We start from the raw sequence: 20599 nt of genomic DNA, 5'->3' as shown, positions 1-20599 counted from the left end.
TTTTTTCGCTCTAACGGACAGGAATGACTGTCACAGATTCAACCGGTGGCCCGGTCCTCTTCTGCTCATCTACGCTACTCTTTTTGTCCGCGGTTACTGCCTCTTTTTCAAAGTCATGCAGGAAATTCTCTCGGCATTTGAATGAGGGCTGATCCTTGCGTTTTTTTATGGCCAAGAAGGGATACTATTAACCTTTGCACCGTCAGATAAGGCGGCAATTTTTCAAATGGTTCTGAATTTATCACCCTTTATTTTTTTGTTGACGGGGCAAGATATACACCAGCAGATGACCAGGTATGTGAAGATATTCTTGCAAGTTTTACAATCCAGTAGCTTAGTTCAAAGAAATAGTTGGAACAAGATAATGACTATGTTATTAGAAGTCTATTGTTTGATGGCAACCTTGGTTATGGATTTAAAATTTCTCTGGATTCATGGGGGAAGCGTGTCATGTTTAGCTATGTGGGGAGCAATCGTCACCATTTATGCATTTGAGCATGTAAACAATAAAGATTTACTTGCAAGCTTTACTATTCAATCGTATCACTCTAGTTCCCCCTCTTAGGTATATGTTAGATCGAAGGATTTCGGCTTTTAGGTCCGAAGTCCTTTTCTTCCTTCAAAAGTGCCGTTACGTTGATTGGGAATTTTGTCGATTTCTAGTCTGAAGGAGGAGGAAATTAGTCCCATGTGTCGAATGAATTATATGAATAATTCGAAAAATTGGAGGTAGGACATGGAAAATCAAGCAGTGGTTCAGCATGTAAATGTCAGTGTGAGTACGGGAACAACGAAATCTTATTTTGATGGAGGATTGCTAAGTTACATAGGATATAGAATTCTTGGCTTTCTGGTTACGGTATTCACCGCGGGCATTTGCTACCCTTGGAGTCTCACAATGATTTATCGCTGGAAGATTGAACATACTGTCATCGAAGGCAGACGTTTGAAGTTCCATGGAACGGCAGTCGGTCTCTTCGGCAATTGGATCAAATGGTGGTTGCTCTGCTTCATTACGGCAGGGATTTATGGCTTCTGGTTGTTTATTGCTCTTGAAAAGTGGAAGGCCAAGCATACGACATTTGAGTAAATGGAAATATGAACCGCAAGATGCATAATTGCGGCAGATTCATAGCGACCATTCGAGAGAAGGATTTCGGTTTTAGAGCCGAAGTCCTTTTTTTTGATGCGTGCGCACATTGAATGCACTTTATACTTAGCTGATATGATGCATCTACATATAAAACCTACATCATAGTTTTGGGCATTTCGACGCAATATACGAAAAGCAACGATTCTAAGTGTACGTTTTGCAGGTACTTGAAGAAATCGAGATTTTAGTTCCCATCTAGATGTGTTAGTTGCAGTTAGTTAAACTAAGAGTTGACAGGTTCTTATTGCTCCTGCTGAGCTGAATAGTGATCGCATACGGTAGAATAGAATGGGGGATGATTGTATGAGAAGTAAACAAGAAATGATGAAGATTATACTGGATTTCGCCAGAAGCGATGAGCGAATCCGAGCAGTTACGCTCGAAGGCTCGCGAACGAATAAGCATATTCCGCCTGACACATTTCAGGACTATGACATTTCTTATTTTGTTACGGATATGGAGGCTTTCAAGGAAAGTGATCAATGGCTGGACATCTACGGCAGACGAATCATCATGCAGAAGCCCGAGGATATGGAGTTGTTCCCTCCGGAATTGGGAAACTGGTTCTCCTATTTGATGCTGTTGGAAGACGGGAATAAAGTGGACCTTACGCTAATTCCGGTTGACGAGATCCAGGAGTATTTCGACAAGAGCGATGGTTTAGTGGAACTCCTGGTAGACAAGGATAATCGTGTACGGCATGAAGTGATAGCAGATGACAGCCGCTATTGGATTCAAAAACCAACTGCCGGAGAATTTGACGATTGCTGCAATGAATTTTGGTGGGTGTCCGCCTATGTTGTCAAAGGATTGGCAAGAAAGGAAATCCTATATGCGATTGACCACTTAAATGGAATCGCACGGCCCAATTTGCTCAGAATGATGGCATGGCAGATCGGCTTTGAACGCGGTTATACATTCAGTCTTGGCAAAAACTATAAGTTCATCGACCGTTATCTTCCGGCTGAAGATTGGGAACGGCTGATTTCGACCTATCGGACAGATGGCTATGCCGAAATGTGGCAGTCCTTATTTGCTTGTTATGCGCTATTTAGGAAGCACTCCACCTCGTTGGCAGCAAACCTCGGGTATATGTACCCCGACTATGATGAAGCCATTACGAAGTATACGGAGAATATCTATAGTTCTTTGTGTAAAGGCTAGTGATTTAGGTGTTGTTTGGATGCTGAGGAGTAAAGAAAGAGGCCTGCAAAATCAGGCCTCTCAGGATTTACTTGTACTATGGCACTTAGGTGTTTTTCAATATTCATTAAATGTCTTGACCAAAGCGGGGGAGTGTGATTACCTGACAAATTCGTCTTTGACTGTAACACAGTAAATATGATGCGGAACGGGCACGCAATGATGGCGTCTGATGACTTCGATTGGATGAACAACTTGGACAACCCTTGGGTGGTAATAGTTCTCATAAACCTGTGTGGGACGAGCAGAGACGGATTGTGGGGGACAGTGATGAGACTGTTGACGGTACATACTATCACTCCTTTCTTTATAATGCAGTATATGAGTCCAAGTATGATCGCTGATTGTGCTAGCACCTAAGATTGACTTCTGATAATTTGGCATCCAGCTTCCGCTTCCCGAAAGTGGCAAGGCACTACTATTTCAAAACTGCAACAATATCGCTGTGATCTCGTCTAGAGGATAGGAAGGAGATGAAACAACATGAGAAAAAGCACCAAACTTACTTTGGCGGCACTATTGATTACAGCAGCGCTTGTCGGCTGCAGCGCCAGCAACGGCGATGCGGAAAATGGCAAGGCGGAAAATGGGAATGCCGAGCAGAACAATGGGCAAGTGGGTGAACAGGCAGGCGGAGAGACAGGTGAACAGACAGGTGAACAGGCGGGAGAACAGGCAGAAAATGATGCCGACAGCGGGGATTTGCAATCTCTTCAGTTGCAGGAAAGCGGCCAGACCAAGCTGTACCACGGCTACGCTGAGTATGGACACAATGAGACGCTGGTTGAGATTAAAGAAGAACCAGAGGCTACCATATATGTGTATGAAGGCGTCATGAATGACGGAAGCGGTTTGACCGATGAGAATGGGGAACCATTTTCCTTTCGCCGGATCGTGACCGTGACAGCTGACCAGATCAAGAGTGAGCTCCAATCCGACCATATGGATCGTGTAGCCACCTCTTTGTTCCAAGAGAAAATCTGGATCGAAAAACCGCTGCAGCCTAATCATTCCTGGACGGAGAAGGTTACCTATCAGGGTGCAGAATATGAGGCGGTCTCGACTATCCTATCCGCTGGCCAGAATGATGAAGGGTACGCGGTATATGAGGTAGAGACAATCATTGCGAATATCGAAGGTTTCCCGGATAACACATACAAGGAAAAAATCAAACTGGAAGAGGGCAAGGGTGTCACTGCATTCCAAAGCACCATGGCCCAGCTGACAGATCCATTGGATGAGGATGGCTATACGTTTGGGTATGGCTTGTCTGCAATCCAGAATGATTAAGCGAGGGTACGACTGAATGAAGTGAAGAAAACCGTAAGCGAAGCACTCATGGATAGTGCCAAGCTTACGGTTTTCGCTATTTCGCACGCAGTCCGCCGTAGACGAACTGCCATGTGAAATGGATGATCTGATCAATCGGATAGGGCCCTTCTGTATTCAACCGATAAAGGAACGAACGCTTTTTTGGAAAGATCAGAGCCGAGAGAACAAGCAGCAGCGCATAATCCAGTGAATCGAATTGAAAGAGCTCTTTGCGTCTGCCTTCTTCGAGGATAGCCCGAACTTTGTGCCAGACAGGAAAGGTGAACCTAGTCAGCTTCTCGGCACGGGGCGACAGGCCGGAAAATTCCCTTTCCATGATACGGTGCAGCTCAGGCTCCTGGTCGAAGAACAGCAGGGTTTGCGTGACGACCAACCGCAATCCCTGAACCGGATCGAGTGTTTCCTGCTCAAGCATGTCCAGTTTCTCCAGTGGAAAGAACTGCTCAAAGATGGCGTAGAAGACATTCTCCTTGCCGCCGAAGTGGTAAGAAACTAGGGCCAGGTTAACCCCGGCCTCCTCACAGATTTGCCGTACAGAGGTAGCGTCAAAGCCCTGCTCGGCGAACATTTTTTTGGCCGCAAGCAAAATTTTCATCTTGCTGTCTGGCGATGCTGTCATAGTTATCCCTCCTTCTAAGCCTATTCTGTGTAATGCGGACGAGGGCATCGTGACTATTTGCGGTTACGAACCCGGTTCATTGCGCGCCATGGCTTGCCCGCGGTCTAGGAGATTTCTTGATTGCAACAGCGGCAAGACCTAATACAATCGTTGCACCTAGCATAATGAATAGTTTCGTTACAGCTTCGCTAATTCCTGGTCCGCCAAAGAGAATGTTCATCATTCCTTCAACGGCATAGGTGGCTGGCATGAAGACGCTGAGTCCGTGATAGAAATCATTCAGAAGCTCACGCGGTACCATGGCACCGGAGGAAACGAGCTGCAGCGAAAGCAGTATGATGTTGAACAGCATGCCAGGAATGCCGAACAGCAGCAGAAAGAATTGGGCGGTGAACATGAATGTCGCCACAAACAAGGCCTGGAACAGCCAGAGTGTGAGGAACCCTTCGACGTGTTGCCCGCCCAGAAGGATGACCAGAGTCGTGCCAAGCAGCGATACCAGGATTGCGGCGACGATATTCAAGAGACTGCGCGCTGCAAATTTCCTCCACTTGCTTCGTTCAGGTCCGATCATCATGGACGATTGCTCGAAGTTCATCCCCATAATCATGGAGCCTACGTAGGAAGCCAGCACCATCATCATCGGCACCATCTGGCTCGCCATATTCGTCACCGGGTGCATACGGTCCAATTGTCCGGTAACACGCTCGGACAAGCCTTCCCCGACAATAGCCGCCTGCTGTTCCGACATTTGCATATTCGTCAGCACGCCTGTCACCGCATGGGCGACTGTTTGTTTGTTCACTGCGGCGACGATTTTATCGGCGACACCGCTCATTAAGCTGCCGATCATAGCAGGGTTCGATTCATTCACATGGAAGAAGAGAGTGCCCGTGCCTTCCTGTGATTGGATATCTTCGGACAAACTTGCTGGAATGTGAAGCACCATATGGGTGTCCCGATCATGCAATCGTTCTTTGGCTTCGGCAAGGTCATTCTGTTCCCTGATTTGGAACGGAAGGGACTCGGACAATACCCCGATAATGGCGCTGCCGAACTGGAGATCTTCATTAACGACTGTAATATGCAGCTTGTCTGCATTATCGTTCACATCCTGATAGGCGGTCATCCAGATAACGCTAAAAATGACTTGGAACATCAATGCCGTTACAATGCCTGCAATTGTCGCAGGCTTTCTCAAAAAATGCCGTAGGGTATCTCCCATCTCTGAACTCTCCTTCTATAAACTAAACAATCGTTTGAATTAAACGTTCGTTTAATATCATACTTGGATCATAAGGGTATGTCAAATCCTTCATAAAAGAAGAGTAAACAAGTGTGTCATTGTCTGGCGGAAATGATTATTACGTAAATAAATCTAATACCAATAATGCAGGTGGCCTATAAAACACTTATTGTCTTTTTTATTACGTAAATATGATAATATAAGACTATTTTCATCCACAAAATCCCTTATGAAATAAATTTATACTTAAAAATCGTAAAAAACCACACATAAACTTGCGTAAATTGGTTGAATCCTAGTTTTTTGTGTGATATAAATGTATAGGAAACGGTTAAATGTTTGCGTAAATATTTATTGTTCCAACGAATGGTAGTTGGTTAATCCGTTCATTCTATTATGTGGTGGCCGTATTAGCTGAAATCGTATGGTTTAAGATCTGAAACATAACCAATGAGAGCGTTTACGTAAACTTCCTTGGTGACGAATGGACCATCACAGAGCTCTACGAATGAATGTCAGATGTGCATGCCCAGGAAATCGCAGCTGAGATCCCACGAGCAAGACAGTGCATGCAACAAATACAATGCAGGTGCACATGGGGGACCAGGAGATGAGTATCAAAGAAATTGCAAAGAGAGCAGGCGTTTCCGTAGCGACTGTCTCTCACGTCATCAACAAAACACGTTATGTGAGTCCAGAGTTGACTGAACGGGTGATGGAAGCTATCCGTGAATCTGGCAGCCACATTCGTGAGCGCCATAAGAAAGCGGTTCGGTCCAATACGGTGCTTTGCCTGGTGGAGAATCTGGAGTACAGCTTCTATACCGAAATGATTAAAGGGATCAAAAAGCAAGCCGCAAGGGAAGAATTTGAGATAGCTGTCCTGCATGCATGGGACCGGGCGCTGGTGCGTGAATTCATCCGTGTGAAAAAACCGGCGGGGGTTATCGCAGTGCCGGATCGCAACAGCGACGAGTTTTACAAGTTGAAGGAACTGAATGTGCCGACAGTTTGGGTCGGAGCTGTTAAAACAATGGGAACGGGCAATATTATACTTGATCATTATGAAAATGCCTATACAGCGGCCTACCACTTGCTGAAGAGCGGTCATGACCGTGTCTGCTTTATCAGGGAACCGGGAAAAGGGGCTGTGCAGCAATTGCAGCTGGAAGGCTTCCAGGATGCCATGCAGAAGTACGGCATTCCCTCCGACTCCAGAATCATTGCTGAAGTGGATGAGAATGGCAAGCTCGACAAAAAAACAATCGAAGCTCTCTTGCTGCACGCTGAAAGGCCGACGGCGATAGTGAGCGCGGATACGAAGGCGACGATGCAGCTTTACAAGCTGTTCGTCAGCAATGGCATTCAATGTCCCGAAGATATTTCGTTGGTCAGCTTGCAGGACTTCGAGCTGAGCGATATGTTGAGTCCCGCTTTAACGACCATTGCCTTTGATCCGCTTGAGGCGGGGGAGTTGAGTTTCGCCAAGCTGATGGCCAAGCTGGAGGATGATGAGGAGGGCCCGGAAGACACAAAGCTTACCTGCAAGCTGAACATTCGCAGCTCCACCCGAAGCATCGGCAGAGGACCGCTCGGGGAGAAGGCGGAAAATCCTGAGGTGCTTGAACTGAGCGCGGCGGATAAGGAACGCATCAAGTCCGGCACTTACACGGCGGCGATCTCCTTCCATTATTCAGGCATGGCTTGGTCCAGATTGCACGAAAAAGGGATTCGCGATGTATTTGACGAGCTGGGCATCCGGGTGCTTGTCGTCACAGATGCCCACTTCGATCCGGAGCTTCAGGTGAAGCAGCACGAAAGCATCGTAGCCTTGGGGCCGGATGTTCTGATCAGCATCCCTACCGATGAGAAGCGGACAGCCCACAGCTATCGACAAGTGGTAAACAGCGGCTCCAAGCTCGTGCTGATTGGCAATACGCCCGACGGTTTCGAGCGCAAGGATTATGCCTCTTGCATTTCGGTAAATGAAATGGAGAACGGACAGATTGCCGGGCGCATTCTGGGCGAACAATTGACAGAGCAGAAGAAGCGAAATATCGGATTGCTGGTCCATGGCGCTCCATTCTTTGCAACCAAGCAACGGGATACCGCTGTAGAACAAGTGTTATTCGAAGAGTTCCCCGGTTTGCATATTGCGGCAATTGAACGATTCGTGGAAAAAAACAAAGCATATGATGTCTGCATGGACATGATTCGACGGTACCCGGAGATTGAAGGGCTGTATGTCTCCTGGGAGGGTCCGGCGCTGGAAGCGCTTCGCGCGCTGAAGGATTTGAATCGCACAGATATCAGTGTCGTGACAGCGGACTTGGACTATGAAATAGCCGCCAACATGGCAATGGGCGGTCCGGTGAAAGGCCTGAGCGCACAGCGGCCATACGAGCAGGGAAGAGCGACCGCTCTGGCTGCCGCCAATGCGCTGCTAGGCAAAGAAATTCCTTCGTTCATTGGCGTAACGCCGTATCGGATCACATCGGAAAACCTGCTGGCAGGTTGGCAGGATGTGCTGCACGAGCGGCCGTCACCCGAAATTGTCGCAGGCATAACAGCTCTGCAAAGCAGGGAGAGCGTGGCGGAAGAGAATAAAATACGGCAACCAGATTCACATTAAAGGAGGCACACGAGAATGAAGCTTGGCTATCAAACGAATACATGGGGCGGGGTTGTAGGGCACCCTGGCGGTGTGACATCTGTGAAGGACGCTTACTACAAGGCGAATGGGTCTACAGAAGAAGCGCTTCGGGATATCGCGTCAGCAGGCTATCAGGGAGTGGAGCTTTTTGATGGCAACGTGATGGAGTATGAAGACAAGCCCGAAGAACTGAAAAATTTGTTGAAAAGCTTGAATTTGCAGCTCGTTGGGGTGTATACCGGTGCCAATTTCATTTATCCGGACATTCTGGAAGACGAGTTCGCCAAGATTGAAAAAGTAGCCCGATTTTCCGCATCGCTCGGAGCGGAGCATCTGGTATATGGCGGCGGCGCTGTCCCGGCGAGAGCCCTGACAGACGAAGACTTTCGCAGACTGGCTGATGCATTGAAGCGCGGAGATGAAGTAGCTAAGAAATATAACCTGACTGCAAGCTATCACCCGCATCTCGGCACTTGTGTGGAAACACCCGAACAATTGGACAAAATTATGAGCATGACGCAAATTGCGCTTTGTCCGGATACGGCTCATATTGAGGCAGGTGGCGGGGATCCGGTTGCCGTGATCCAGAAATATGTTGACCGCATCCAATATGTACACTTCAAGGATTGGGGCAACGGCACATTCCAGCCGCTCGGGGAAGGTCATCAGGATTTCAAAGCGATGCTCGCGGCTTTGCAGGCAGCGAACTATGACGGTTGGATTACGATCGAACTGGACAGCTACAGCAATCCGTTGAAAGGTGCGGAAATCAGCAAGCAATATTTGAAAGAACAGCTGGGGCTCGGTTAATCCGGCTGCCAGCCGATTATAACGAATACACCAAGAGAGAGGGAGAGATTCACTATGCGTAAATTGAACGTAGCTATGATCGGCGGAGGATTCATGGGAAAGGCGCATTCCATTGCTTATGCGGGAATGCCCATGTTTTTCTGGCCTGCGCCAGCCGTACCGTACCGCAGAACACTCGTTGATGTAACGGATGAATTGGCCAAAAATGCCGCTGAACGGTATGGATTTGAAAAATGGTCCTCGGACTGGCGTTCCGTCGTCGAAGATCCTGAAGTGGATATTATCGATATTGTGACGCCGAACGATTCTCATGCGGAAATTGCCATCGCCGCAGCGCAAAACGGCAAGCATATTATGTGTGAGAAACCACTTGCCCGAACAGCAGAGGAATCGAAGCGCATGCTCGATGCGGTTAAAGCTGCCGGCGTGAAGCACATGGTTGCGTTCAATTATCGCCGTACGCCTGCGATCGCCTTGGCGAAGAAATATATCGAGGAAGGCGCTCTGGGCAAAATCCTCAACTTCCGAGGCACGTATCTGCAAGATTGGTCGGCTGACCCGAATTCCCCGTTGTCCTGGCGTTTTCAGAAGTCGATTGCCGGTTCCGGCGCGTTGGGGGATATCGGTACGCATGTGATCGACATGGCTCGTTATCTGGTTGGCGACATTTCTGAAGTTATGGCTATGGCCAAAACATGGATCAAAGAACGTCCGGTTCAATCCGGCGGTCTGGACAAACTGGGCACAGTGAAGGCCAGCGGAAATGTAGAGAAATCGGCGGTTGACGTAGATGACGAAATCAGCACACTGCTGCGCTTCGAGAACGGGGCAGTAGGCAGCCTTGAAGCGACACGGAACGCTTGGGGCCGGAACAACTACATTACATTTGAAATCCACGGCGAGAAAGGCTCCGTCTTCTTCAATTACGAGCGCCGCGACGAGCTGCAAGTATGCTTCAGCAGCGATCCGGAAGACAGACGCGGATTCCGCACCGTCTATACTGGACCTGCGCATCCGTACGGCGGAGCGCTGTGGCCGATTCCTGCACTGGGCATCGGATATACCGAGACGAAGATTGTTGAAGCGCATGATTTCATTGATGCCATTGTCAATGACAAGGAAGTATCTCCAAATTTCGAAGACGGTTACCGGATTGCTGTGATCAGCGATGCGATTCTTGCCTCGGCAGAAGCGGATAAATGGGTGAAGACGAAATAATGATTGCGGGCAGATAACGCTATCGGGACGGCGGATCGTCAGATTCTCCGTTCCGAAGCAATCAGCTAAAGGAGTATTTCACATGGAAACGCCAATTTTGGAAATGGAGCAGATCTCCAAATCTTTTAACGGGGTGAAGGTCCTGAATGGCGTGCACTTTGAACTTCGCAAGGGTGAAGTGCATGCATTGATGGGCGGGAACGGCGCTGGTAAATCCACCTTGATGAAGATCTTAACCGGAGTTTATACGAAGGACGAGGGATCCATCAAGCTAAATGGCGGCGAGGTGGATATTCATTCCACTACCGACGCGGAGAATGTGGGGATCTCGATGATCTTCCAGGAATTTAGTCTAATTCCAACCCTTACGGTTGCGCAAAACATTTTTATCGGCAGAGAGCCCAGAAATTCGCTGGGCCTTATTGATGATCGCAAAGCGATTCGCATGACCGAGAAGCTGCTGGAAGAGCTCGGTGTAGACATTGAAGCGAACCAGCAAGTGTCCAACTTGGGCGTAGGGTATTGGCAGATGGTCGAAATCGCCAAGGCGCTCGCCAAAGATACGAAGATCCTTGTTATGGACGAGCCGACATCATCCTTGACGAAACGGGAAACAGAAGTGCTGTTTGCGTTTATCAACCGATTGCGGAGCAAAGGATATTCCATCGTATACATCTCGCATAGGATGGAGGAAATTTTTGAAATTTGCGACCGCATTACGATCATGGGAGATGGACAGCATCTCATTACGGCCAACACAAGCGAAATGACGATGGACAGCGTTATTGAATATATTGCAGGCAAGAACCTCGATAAGTTCGAGTGGAAGAAGCGCGAGGATATTTCTGGCGGCGAGGTTGTGCTGAGCGTCAAGGATCTGCATGCAACAAGCCGTGTGAACGGCGTTGATTTCGAATTGCGCAAAGGCGAGATTCTCGGTATTGCGGGACTTATGGGCAGCGGAAGAAGCGAGACGCTTCGTGCGCTGTTTGGCATCGATCCGGTTGATAAAGGTGAAATTTATATCAACGGCAAGCAAGTCAACATTCGTTCGCCTAAAGATGCAATTGCCAACGGACTGGCTCTGGTGCCGGAGGACAGACGGGTGCAGGGGCTAATATTGGACCATTCGGTGAAGGACAATGTGCTGCTGCCTTCACTGTCCAAAATCTCCAATTTGCTCGTGGATGACAAAAAGGGTAGGCAAATCACCGAGAAGTGGGTAGATAAGCTCAAAATCAAGACGGACTCGATTTGGAAGCTTTCCAACCTGTTATCCGGCGGCAATCAGCAAAAAATCGTATTTGCCAAGTGGCTGGCGAACGGACCAGACATTATCTTGCTGGACGAGCCTACGATCGGGATTGATATTCGGGCCAAAGTTGAAATCGTGGCCATCATTCGCGAACTGGCAGATGAAGGAAAAAGCATCCTGGTGGTCTCATCCGAGATGCAGGAATTGCTTGCTGTCAGCGACCGCATCCTGGTGTTCCGCAATGGGAAGGTAACACAGTCGTACAAGCGCGAGGAAATCGAAACAGAGGAGGATCTGGAGCATGCAGTCCAAGGCTACGGGAGTGCTGCCGAAGCTGAAACAGTTTAATTGGCGGCAGTATATTGTTTATTTCGCATTTATTATTATTCTGATTTATTTCTCCGTCACGCTCGGCGATGATGGTTTCTTGACCACCTATAACCTGCTGAACATCGTTCGTCAGACAGCGATTATCGCGATTATGGGGGTCGCCATCACGTTCGTGATGAGTACAGGGGAGATCGATTTGTCGATCGGCTCAATAGCCGCGCTTTCTTCCTTGACGACCGCGTTGGCTCTGGAATCCGGCTGGGGCGTGCTTGGCGCATTATTGGTGGGTCTTGGAACAGGACTCATTATTGGCTTGATCAACGGATTGCTTGTTACCAAAGTGCTGATACCCTCGTTCCTTGTTACGCTCGGGATGATGGGGGTAGCCAGAGGATTGGCGATGTGGATTACGAACACGGCGCCTGTTCCGATTACAAATGATACCTATGTGTATTTATTCGGAGCCGGCAATGTCGGTCCGATTCCGATCTTGCTCGTCTGGATGGCTGTTGCAGTACTGGTAGGGCATATCATCTTGCGGAAAACGCCGTTTGGACGCAGAGTATTGGCGACAGGGGGCAATCCGAATGCAGCGCGCTTCTCCGGGGTCAATGTGTCTCGCACGAAACTGCTCGTGCTGACGGCATCCGGCATGGTGGCTGGCCTGGCTGGCATGTTGTATGCGGGACGGATGCACTCCGGCCGCTATACATTCGGCGAAGGGGATGAGCTGTCCGTCATAGCGGCTGTCATTCTCGGCGGCACCAGCTTGTTTGGCGGTGTTGGTACGGTTGTGGGAACCGTAATCGGCGCGCTGATGATTGGTACGATCAACAACGGCTTGATCATCATGGGCTTGGATGTAAGCCAGCAGATGATTGTGCAGGGGGCGATTATCATCCTTGCTGTCGCCCTTGGTCGCAAGAAGATAGGCAAGTAAAAAGGTAGGGATCGAAGTGAGAAAAGTTAAAGCAGCTGTGATCGGGGCCGGGTTCATCGGACAAGCTCATATTGAGGCAGTCCGCAGGACGGGTCTGGCGGAAGTGACAGCGATCGTCCAGAGCAGTCAGGACAAGGCCGAAGCGTTGGCACGCAAGCTGCACATTCCGAAAGCGTATGGGGATTTTCAGGATGTGTTGCGCGATCCGGACATTGAAGTTGTGCATAATTGCACGCCGAATCATCTTCACTATGAGATCAATAAGCAAATTTTGCAGCACGGCAAGCACCTGCTTTCAGAGAAGCCGCTTACCATGACGAGCGAGGAAGCAAGAGAGCTGTATCAGTTGTCCCGGGAGAAGGAACTGGTGACCGGTATTAATTTCAACTACAGGCAGTTTCCGATGGTGCAGCAGTTCAGACAGATGGTTCAGAACAAGGAATTGGGCGTTCCGCGCCTCGTCCGCGGGCATTACTTGCAGGATTGGCTGATGTATGAAACCGACTACAATTGGCGCATGGAACCGGCATATGGCGGACAAACCAGAGCCATTGGCGATATTGGCTCACATCTGTATGATCTAAGCCAATATGTAACCGGCAAACGCATCACGGAGGTATTCGCCGACCTCGCGACTATCATTCCGCAGCGTTACAAGCCTGTTAGAGAAGTGCAGTCCTTCCAGACCTCAAGCACAAGCGAAATGCAGGCAGTGGACGTGGAAACAGAAGACTACTGCACCGTGCTTGCGAAGTTTGAGGATGGAAGCAGGGGCGTACTGACTGTATCTCAAATATCGGCAGGCAAGAAGAATGGGCTGGAGCTGGCTTTGGATGGATCGCTGGCTTCCGCAAGCTGGAATCAGGAGGAACCGTTCCGCTTGAAAGTCGGGTACCGGGACCAGCCATCCTCCATTATCGTTCGCGATCCAGCCCTGGTGGATCAGGAAGTACAGTCCTATGTGCATTATCCGGGCGGACACGAGGAAGGCTGGCCGGATAGTCTGAAAAACATGATGAACCACTTTTACGCTGCGGTTTTGGGAGATCAGCAAAACCGGCATGCCGTAGCCTCGTTTCAAGAAGGTTATCAGCTGATGCTGCTGATAGATGCGATTGTGGAGAGCGGCAAGAGCGGGAAGTGGGTCAAGGTGAAGCAGGAAAGCTAACGCCTCCTGGCGTGGGAATAGCATCACCCGCTAGATACTACTCTGGGGAGGGATGTCTATACGGGAATGGAAAGGCAAGAATCAAACGAAGGAATCACAAACATCAACTATTTAGCATGACTTAGGGGGAACTCGACAATGAAAAAAATGACTGGCATGTTAGTCTTTATCTTGATGCTGGCAGTAGTGGTAACTGGCTGCGGGAACAACGGCGGCGCACCGTCCAACAATGGCGGCGGCAATAATGCGGGAAGCAATGGCGCGGGCAGCAGCGAGGGTGGAGCAAGTGTAGATGAAATTGCCCAAGAAGGTCCGCTTACCATCAATCTTGATCTGCCAGACAATCCGGTGCTTAGCACAGGTCCGAACGGGGAAGAGGCAGTGTCCGCCAAGACATTGATGCTGACTGAGGAAGAGCTTGAAGAATTGCGCGCTGGCAATTACACGGCAGCGATTTCGCTGCACTATGCAGGGAATGACTGGTCGACTGCACAAGTGAAAGGTCTGCAAGCAGCTTTTGCGCGCATGGGTATAGAAGTGATTGCTACAACGGATGCGAACTTCAAGTCCGAGAAGCAAATGTCTGACATTGAGACATTGATGGCCAGAAATCCAGACGTGTTGGTTAGTATTCCGGTTGACGCTGTAACGACGGCTACAGCTTACAAGAAAGTTGTGGAAAATGGCACAAAGCTGGTATTTATGGATAACAAGCCGGATGGACTGGAACACGGCACAGACTATGTAAGCGTTGTTTCCGCGGATAACTATGGCAATGGCGTAGTCGCTGCTCATATTATGGCGGATCAGCTTGGAGGAGAAGGAAATATCGGTGTCATTTATCACGACGCGGACTTCTTCGTAACCAAGCAAAGAACAGAAGCGTTCGAAAAGACGATTGCAGAAGAATATCCGAACATTAACATTGTAGAACGCGGCGGTATTGCCGGACCGGAAGATGGAGAGGCTGTAGCCTCCGCATTGTTGACCAAAAACCCGAATCTGGACGGCTTGTTTGTAGTTTGGGACGTCCCAGCTGAAGGCGCATTGTCTGCAGTGCGTATCGCAGGCCGCGAAGACCTGGTCATTACAACTATTGACCTCGGTACGAATGTTGCCCTTAACATTGCTCAGGGCGGCAACATCAAGGGATTGGGCGCGCAGCTGCCTTATGACCAAGGGGTAGCCGAAGCGATTTTGGCCGGCTATGCGCTGCTAGGCAAAGAAACGCCTCCATATGTAGCGGTTCCTTCCCTGGAAGTAACACAAGAAAATATCTTGGAATCTTGGAAGACAGTTTACTACGAGGAAGCGCCAAATCCGATTCAACAAGCAGCAGCAGCTGAATAACAGCAGCAAGACAGCCGTCAGGACTAACGACGGCTGTCTTTTTTTTAATAGGCGGAAGTGCAGGAATCGTCATGAAGATGGCTAATAAGAAGGGGAGCGGTCTATATTGAAAGCGCAGGCGAAAGGAGAGAATGAACGTGTGTCGAAACATTAAGCCGTTGTTTAATTTTGACCCGCCCGTAACCGAAGAGGAAATACAGTCGGCTTCCTTGCAGTTTGTACGGAAAATATCGGGATTCAACAAGCCATCCAAGGCCAACGAAGAGGCCTTTTATGGCGCTGTAGAAGAAGTGTCCGCGGCTGTACGTCAACTTCTGAACGCACTAGTGACGAACGCGGAACCCAAAAACAGGGAAGTCGAAGCGGCACGTGCGCGTGAACGAAATGCGAAGCGATTTGGATCTGTCTAACAGCCGGATTGGCTCTTGCTTGCAAAACATCCGCAACTCGCAGTTACAGCTGGGAAGCAGCTGATACAGGGTTAACTTCGCTTTCCTTACTCGACTTTTTCCAGCCGTTTCTCCAGCATCCCCCTCCAGCTCGCGGCCAATGCTTCCACGGCCAGCAAGTGGCGGATTTCTAGTTCATCTTCTGGTTTTCGGTACATGATCTGGTTCGCTCTGGCTACGGTCATGTCCGAAGGTCCCGGCTCGACAAGGTTCAATGTATCTGTATGGCTCACCAGCCCCGGCTTCAGCACTCTGAAGTAATAGCCGGTGAATCCCGTCTCCCTTACCCATGCGGGCAGCTCGGGAGTCTGATGCTTGTGTCCCAGTTTGAAGCAGGGTTGACGGGGCTGGCTAATCTGTACAACAGCTTCCCCAAGCTCATAAATATCCCCCAATCGCACATCCTGTTCGGTCTTGCCCTCGGTCGTCAAGTTTTCACCGAACGCCGCCATGGCCAGCTGCGTTCCAAGCCGCTGCTCCCAATAAGCGTAGTGCTCGTAAGGATAGACACAAACAGCTTTATCCGCGCCGCCGTGATGGACAAGATCCGCTTGCGCGTCACCTGCGAAATTCAATGGGCTCAGGTACACATCCCCGTCAGCTGGTTCCTTATAGATGCCGGTGTTCAGTTCTTTGCCTTGATAAACGGTAGTTCGGGGAACTCCGATATTGATGGATTTAATGCGAATGACTTGCATGTTTTCCGCCCACTCCTTTTTCGATTTCCTTCTTATTGGATTCAGCTTGCTCCTCTCGAACTGCGAATCCGGGGCAGCGCTGTGCTGAGAATCCATTTGGTTCTCTCTATTATAAACGAGGAGGAGGGCGCAGGGGGACGAAAAGTGCATGGAATTAGGTGCGGGCCAATGCTTTGCTGCGAACGTGCAGCACGGCATTAGCGCTCAGCACGATTGCAAGCAGCCAAGCGACAAGGCGTACCGTCGGTTCATCCGGCTGATTGATGGCGATGGCAGTGAGCATCCACACAATCGTAAGCATGAAGGGAATATCCCGGTTTGTTTTTCCTGCCAGGACAGCCAGCGCAAAGAGCAGAAGCAGGCCGCAGATGGCCCAAAGCGAAGGAGGCAGCCCCCCTCCGTGCCAGCCGCTTGCTCGCACCGTCATGCTTGCGCTCCATATGAAAATAAAGGAATTCCAGGCTGCATACAGGCTGAACGGCAGCTGTACCCAAAGGCGAACCAAGCTGTCCCGGCTCCAGCTGTTTCTCCCAGGTTGCCCGCCGCCCGCGCGAGAATACAGATAGAGACTGGAGCGCGTTCGCATGTAGACGACGGCGGTTGTCAAAAGCAAAGCCCCGAGCATAAATACAGCGGCCGTGAATTGACCGGAGTACAGCAGAAGCAGCCATAGCGCATGGAACACGCAGCTCCAGGCAAACCACGGGCCGACCTTTCGAATTTCTGCTTTCCGTTGCCATGCCGGGACAAAGGATAGGAGTGTAAATCCGGTCAGACCGATATAAATCAAGCTCAAGATCACAAAACTGTAAGGAGCAGGCGTCAGAATAACGGGATACAGGGTGTAAACTTCCGCCAGGTTCGTGCCGCCGAGCGGCAGCGCGCCCGCATAACCGAGTGTGCACAATAGAAGCGCGTATGTTCCGGCGTTCAACCAACGGTAAAACCGATCGTGCATACAGATCCCTCCCTTAGTAAAACTATATGCCTGAGCTAGAAGGATAACCGTGGCCCAGCTATTCCTGCCAGTTGATAAAAAGGAGTGACAGGGAGGGAGAGTGCCTGGCAATTTCCAGGCTTCGCGAAACTCGGCATGCGGCGCTCTTCGCATCCTCTATCGGGCACATGCCAAATAAGCCGCTTCCCACGGCAATTGCCAAGTGGGAATGCGGCTTTGTGCAGGATGGGGTTGTTACTTTGCTCCGACTGCTTTTTTGCGGCCTTGCGGCACGTCTGGAAGCGCGTTAACTGATACGACTTCATCCGTGCGTTTCTTCGGTTTGCTCCAATACTTCTCGTTTCCGGGCAAATCATCGAACCATGCGGCGTCGTCAGGACAATCAAGCACCATGAACTTGCCGTACTCTTCCTCGCGAGACTGGTGGTACTTTAGATAAGCCTTGCCGTCTTCGATAGCCAGTATTTCAATTTTGCCGGACGTATGGCTCATCGACAGGCGAATGCGCTTGCCGAGTCCGGAAGTATGGGCTTTGGCTCTCTCCACAATATCGTAAACTTCCTTCAACGTAAGGACGAAGGACTTATTGCCGGCGACCGGGCGATTCACAAAGAAGTAGTAGGGCGTCACTCCCGCCCAGGACAGCTTGTCCAATAGTTCGCCAAGCACTTTCGGATCATCGTTGATGCCTTTAAGCACCGGCGTCTGATTGACGACGATGGCTCCGGCTTGGTGCAGCTTGTCGATGGCGAGCTTCGCTTCATCTGTCAATTCGCGCGGGTGGTTGATATGCGCCATGACGTAGATGCGCTGATCGACAGTGGAAAATTCGCGAATGGTTTCGAGAAGCTCCTCGTCCTCCGAGATGCGCATTGGATTGAAGACTGGCAGCTTCGAGCCGAATCGGATGATCTTGACATGCGGGATGGCTCTCAGTCTTTCCAGGATCATGCGAATTTTCGGGGTAGCCAGGATGAGCGAGTCGCCTCCGGTCAACAGGACGTTGTTGATTTCCGGATGCTCGGCGATGTACTTCAAGCCTGGCTCCACATCGGACATCGCTTCCTTGACGTCGTTGCGGAACAGTCTTTTGCGGAAGCAGTAGCGGCAGTATGCGCCGCATACCTCGGATACGATCAAAAGCGCAGTTGTTCTGTACTTGTGTTGGCAGCCCGGCACAACATAGTTCGTATCCTCATCGGAAGCATCCCAGCGCCCATATTCATCAAGCTCTTCCTCATTGGGAATGATGAGCTTTTTTATGGGATCGTTCGGATCCTGCCAATTGATGAGATTCAGGTAATAGTCATTCACACGAAATACGAATTTTTCTGTGATGGTTTTCAGCTTTGCGCGCTCATCCTCGGGTATTTGTGTCAGCTTGTCAATATTGGTCACATACCTTGGTTGCGCCATAAAACCAATCCCTCCTTTTATAATGTTGGCAAATAAATAGTTCAAATCCGGAATGAAGGCGACTTGATTGTGTGCAGCGAGAGGAGGCAGGCAAGGAATAGGGGATGTGCTTGAGAAGAGCACCAATTTAAATTATAGGGGAGATGGACGCATTTCTGAAAGGTGGTATTCGCGCATATATAAGAAATATTTATGAATAAAGGGCGTTGGGCCAGATTAGCCCGGATATTCATACAATCCCTGCTAAATGCTTCGATATGCTCTTCGGCATGAAAGCGTTTTATATGCGCGCATTTTCGTCACGTTGGCGATCTATGGTATAGTGATAGCAGCAGCAAACATGCGTGCAGACTAACGAGGCAAATGATAGAACGGAGTGAAGTGAGCAATGCGTACCTATGATTTTGACAAGCTGCCTGAGCGCAGAGGAACGGCTTCATATAAATGGGATCAGTCGGGAGCGCTGTTCGGCGACCCGGATATTCTGCCGATGTGGGTAGCGGACATGGACTTTCAAGCGCCGCCTGAGGTCGTGGAAGCTATGGTGGAGCGTGCCCGTCATGGTTACTATGGCTATACCTTTCGAACGGACAGCTACTTCGAGGCCATAGTGGATTGGCAGCGCCGTCGCCATGGCTGGAACATTGAGAAGAGTTGGATCAGTTCCAGCCCGGGCGTGGTGACAGCCCTTAGTCTCAGCATTGAGATTTTGAGCGAGCCTGGTGACAAAATCGTGCTTCAGGCGCCGGTGTACTACCCGTTTTTTGATGTGATTCGCATGAATGGCCGCGAGATTGTGAACAATCCGTTGAAGCTTGAGAATAATCGGTTCACTTTTGATCTGGAAGACTTGGAGCGCAAGCTTGACGAGAAGACGAAGGTGCTTTTGCTTTGCAATCCGCACAACCCTGGCGGAAGAGTGTGGACGAAGGAAGAACTCCAAGCGATTGGAGAGCTCTGTGTGCGCAAAGGCGTGAAGATCGTCTCCGATGAAATTCACGGCGATCTGATATACCGCGGCTATAAGCATGTGCCGATGGCATCGGTATCAGAGGAAATTGCGGACCATACGATTACGTGTACCGCGCCGAGCAAAACCTTCAATCTCCCGGGGCTGCAAACCTCGACTGTCATTATTTCCAATTCGGAGCTTCGCCGGAAATATAATCATCGCTTGAAGGCGCTCTCGATCCACATGGAAGGCTACTTCGGTGCGACAGCAGTGGAAGTTTGCTACACCCGAGGGGAACCGTGGCTCGAACAATGCATCGATTATTTGCAGGGCAACCTGGATGAGCTGATCCAGTTCGTGGAGGACCAGTTGCCGCAGGTGAAGGTCATACGCCCGGAGGGCACTTACCTGGTATGGCTGGATTGCCGGGCTATAGCCGAGGACGCGCGCACCTTGAAAGAGATCATGTACAAGGAAGCCAAGGTGGCATTCAACGAGGGTTCCACATACGGGAAGGAAGGCGAAGGGTTTCTGCGCGTGAATATCGCATGCCCGCGTTCGTTAATGCGGGAGGGACTCCGGCGCTTCGCCGAAGCTGTGCGGAACAGGGAAGCCGGACAGTAACGCGCCTAAGCCGATTCAACAAGCGGTCTGATAGCGGGTTGAGCCCTGAGCGGAACGAATCCGGTTCTGGGAAGCGGAATGAACTGCGGACGAGTTATGTTCTGGGAACTGGAACGAATTCAGTCCTGGGAAGTACGAAAATAAGTGGAATAAACGGTCTTATTCGTGGCAGGTGAGGAGAAAACGTCGAATAGGGGAAAATGATGCACTAGCCTTGCATCAATG

Annotated in this window: 17 protein-coding genes; 12 read left to right on the top strand and 5 right to left on the bottom strand. The window is 49.9% G+C overall.

Annotation, left to right across the window (positions count from 1 at the left end; translation table 11 throughout):
• Nucleotides 1-736 precede the first annotated feature (736 nt).
• The 3 genes from XYCOK13_RS21060 to XYCOK13_RS21050 all read left to right on the top strand — a co-directional run bounded on the left by XYCOK13_RS21060 (nt 737) and on the right by XYCOK13_RS21050 (nt 3646).
• The gene (locus tag XYCOK13_RS21060) at nt 737-1090 is read left to right on the top strand and encodes a YjgN family protein (RefSeq protein ID WP_213414221.1); all 354 of its coding nucleotides are present in this window, start codon (nt 737-739) and stop codon (nt 1088-1090) included.
• Between the two features lie 366 nt (nt 1091-1456).
• Complete coding sequence (gene ant(6) / locus XYCOK13_RS21055; RefSeq protein WP_213414220.1) at nt 1457-2317, top strand: aminoglycoside 6-adenylyltransferase; 861 nt, start codon at nt 1457-1459, stop codon at nt 2315-2317.
• A gap of 522 nt (nt 2318-2839) precedes the next feature.
• On the top strand, nt 2840-3646 hold the full coding sequence (locus XYCOK13_RS21050; protein ID WP_213414219.1) for a hypothetical protein: 807 nt from the start codon (nt 2840-2842) through the stop codon (nt 3644-3646).
• Nucleotides 3647-3722: 76 nt separating this feature from the next.
• On the opposite strand, the gene XYCOK13_RS21045 is transcribed toward XYCOK13_RS21050, so the two are convergent.
• Nucleotides 3723-4307, bottom strand: coding sequence for a TetR/AcrR family transcriptional regulator (locus XYCOK13_RS21045; RefSeq protein WP_213414218.1), 585 nt, complete (start codon nt 4305-4307; stop codon nt 3723-3725).
• Between the two features lie 76 nt (nt 4308-4383).
• Entirely contained in the window at nt 4384-5532 is a 1149-nt protein-coding gene (locus XYCOK13_RS21040; protein ID WP_213414217.1) for a YhgE/Pip domain-containing protein, read from the bottom strand.
• Between the two features lie 631 nt (nt 5533-6163).
• Between XYCOK13_RS21040 and XYCOK13_RS21035 the strand changes: the two genes are divergently transcribed.
• The 8 genes from XYCOK13_RS21035 to XYCOK13_RS21000 all read left to right on the top strand — a co-directional run bounded on the left by XYCOK13_RS21035 (nt 6164) and on the right by XYCOK13_RS21000 (nt 15687).
• Nucleotides 6164-8185, top strand: coding sequence for a LacI family DNA-binding transcriptional regulator (locus XYCOK13_RS21035; protein WP_213414216.1), 2022 nt, complete (start codon nt 6164-6166; stop codon nt 8183-8185).
• A gap of 15 nt (nt 8186-8200) precedes the next feature.
• Nucleotides 8201-9016, top strand: coding sequence for a sugar phosphate isomerase/epimerase family protein (locus tag XYCOK13_RS21030; protein ID WP_213414215.1), 816 nt, complete (start codon nt 8201-8203; stop codon nt 9014-9016).
• Nucleotides 9017-9070: 54 nt separating this feature from the next.
• On the top strand, nt 9071-10234 hold the full coding sequence (locus XYCOK13_RS21025; RefSeq protein WP_213414214.1) for a levoglucosan dehydrogenase: 1164 nt from the start codon (nt 9071-9073) through the stop codon (nt 10232-10234).
• 82 nt (nt 10235-10316) lie between these two features.
• A complete protein-coding gene (locus tag XYCOK13_RS21020; RefSeq protein ID WP_213414213.1) occupies nt 10317-11837 on the top strand; it encodes a sugar ABC transporter ATP-binding protein in 1521 nt (506 codons plus the stop codon).
• Complete coding sequence (locus XYCOK13_RS21015) at nt 11791-12759, top strand: ABC transporter permease (protein WP_213414212.1); 969 nt, start codon at nt 11791-11793, stop codon at nt 12757-12759. Before XYCOK13_RS21020 ends, XYCOK13_RS21015 begins: the two co-directional genes overlap by 47 nt.
• Before the next feature lie 16 nt (nt 12760-12775).
• Nucleotides 12776-13927, top strand: coding sequence for a Gfo/Idh/MocA family protein (locus XYCOK13_RS21010; protein ID WP_213414211.1), 1152 nt, complete (start codon nt 12776-12778; stop codon nt 13925-13927).
• A 138-nt stretch (nt 13928-14065) separates the two neighbouring features.
• On the top strand, nt 14066-15277 hold the full coding sequence (locus XYCOK13_RS21005; protein WP_213414210.1) for a substrate-binding domain-containing protein: 1212 nt from the start codon (nt 14066-14068) through the stop codon (nt 15275-15277).
• A 137-nt stretch (nt 15278-15414) separates the two neighbouring features.
• Nucleotides 15415-15687, top strand: coding sequence for a DUF2277 domain-containing protein (locus XYCOK13_RS21000; RefSeq protein WP_213414209.1), 273 nt, complete (start codon nt 15415-15417; stop codon nt 15685-15687).
• A gap of 86 nt (nt 15688-15773) precedes the next feature.
• On the opposite strand, the gene XYCOK13_RS20995 is transcribed toward XYCOK13_RS21000, so the two are convergent.
• From XYCOK13_RS20995 to XYCOK13_RS20985, 3 genes are all read right to left on the bottom strand, one after another.
• Entirely contained in the window at nt 15774-16424 is a 651-nt protein-coding gene (locus XYCOK13_RS20995; RefSeq protein ID WP_213414208.1) for an MOSC domain-containing protein, read from the bottom strand.
• Between the two features lie 154 nt (nt 16425-16578).
• On the bottom strand, nt 16579-17382 hold the full coding sequence (locus XYCOK13_RS20990; RefSeq protein WP_213414207.1) for a TspO-related membrane protein: 804 nt from the start codon (nt 17380-17382) through the stop codon (nt 16579-16581).
• 234 nt (nt 17383-17616) lie between these two features.
• A complete protein-coding gene (locus XYCOK13_RS20985) occupies nt 17617-18798 on the bottom strand; it encodes a KamA family radical SAM protein (RefSeq protein WP_213414206.1) in 1182 nt (393 codons plus the stop codon).
• 388 nt (nt 18799-19186) lie between these two features.
• On the opposite strand from XYCOK13_RS20985, the gene XYCOK13_RS20980 reads away from it, so the two are divergent.
• Complete coding sequence (locus XYCOK13_RS20980; protein ID WP_213414205.1) at nt 19187-20374, top strand: MalY/PatB family protein; 1188 nt, start codon at nt 19187-19189, stop codon at nt 20372-20374.
• Nucleotides 20375-20599 lie beyond the last annotated feature (225 nt).

It is taken from the genome of Xylanibacillus composti (assembly GCF_018403685.1).
In the GTDB taxonomy this organism is placed as follows: domain Bacteria; phylum Bacillota; class Bacilli; order Paenibacillales; family K13; genus Xylanibacillus; species Xylanibacillus composti.
This window is presented reverse-complemented; position numbering and strand designations above follow the sequence as displayed.

Bases quoted from the DNA above. Each gene is read 5' to 3' on its own strand.
- XYCOK13_RS21060 (WP_213414221.1), top strand. From the start codon at position 737: ATGGAAAATCAAGCAGTGGTTCAGCATGTAAATGTCAGTGTGAGTACG.
- XYCOK13_RS21050 (WP_213414219.1), top strand. From the start codon at position 2,840: ATGAGAAAAAGCACCAAACTTACTTTGGCGGCACTATTGATTACAGCA.
- XYCOK13_RS21045 (WP_213414218.1), bottom strand. From the start codon at position 4,307: ATGACAGCATCGCCAGACAGCAAGATGAAAATTTTGCTTGCGGCCAAA.
- XYCOK13_RS21040 (WP_213414217.1), bottom strand. From the start codon at position 5,532: ATGGGAGATACCCTACGGCATTTTTTGAGAAAGCCTGCGACAATTGCA.
- XYCOK13_RS21035 (WP_213414216.1), top strand. From the start codon at position 6,164: ATGAGTATCAAAGAAATTGCAAAGAGAGCAGGCGTTTCCGTAGCGACT.
- XYCOK13_RS21030 (WP_213414215.1), top strand. From the start codon at position 8,201: ATGAAGCTTGGCTATCAAACGAATACATGGGGCGGGGTTGTAGGGCAC.
- XYCOK13_RS21025 (WP_213414214.1), top strand. From the start codon at position 9,071: ATGCGTAAATTGAACGTAGCTATGATCGGCGGAGGATTCATGGGAAAG.
- XYCOK13_RS21020 (WP_213414213.1), top strand. From the start codon at position 10,317: ATGGAAACGCCAATTTTGGAAATGGAGCAGATCTCCAAATCTTTTAAC.
- XYCOK13_RS21015 (WP_213414212.1), top strand. From the start codon at position 11,791: ATGCAGTCCAAGGCTACGGGAGTGCTGCCGAAGCTGAAACAGTTTAAT.
- XYCOK13_RS21005 (WP_213414210.1), top strand. From the start codon at position 14,066: ATGAAAAAAATGACTGGCATGTTAGTCTTTATCTTGATGCTGGCAGTA.
- XYCOK13_RS20995 (WP_213414208.1), bottom strand. From the start codon at position 16,424: ATGCAAGTCATTCGCATTAAATCCATCAATATCGGAGTTCCCCGAACT.
- XYCOK13_RS20990 (WP_213414207.1), bottom strand. From the start codon at position 17,382: ATGCACGATCGGTTTTACCGTTGGTTGAACGCCGGAACATACGCGCTT.
- XYCOK13_RS20985 (WP_213414206.1), bottom strand. From the start codon at position 18,798: ATGGCGCAACCAAGGTATGTGACCAATATTGACAAGCTGACACAAATA.
- XYCOK13_RS20980 (WP_213414205.1), top strand. From the start codon at position 19,187: ATGCGTACCTATGATTTTGACAAGCTGCCTGAGCGCAGAGGAACGGCT.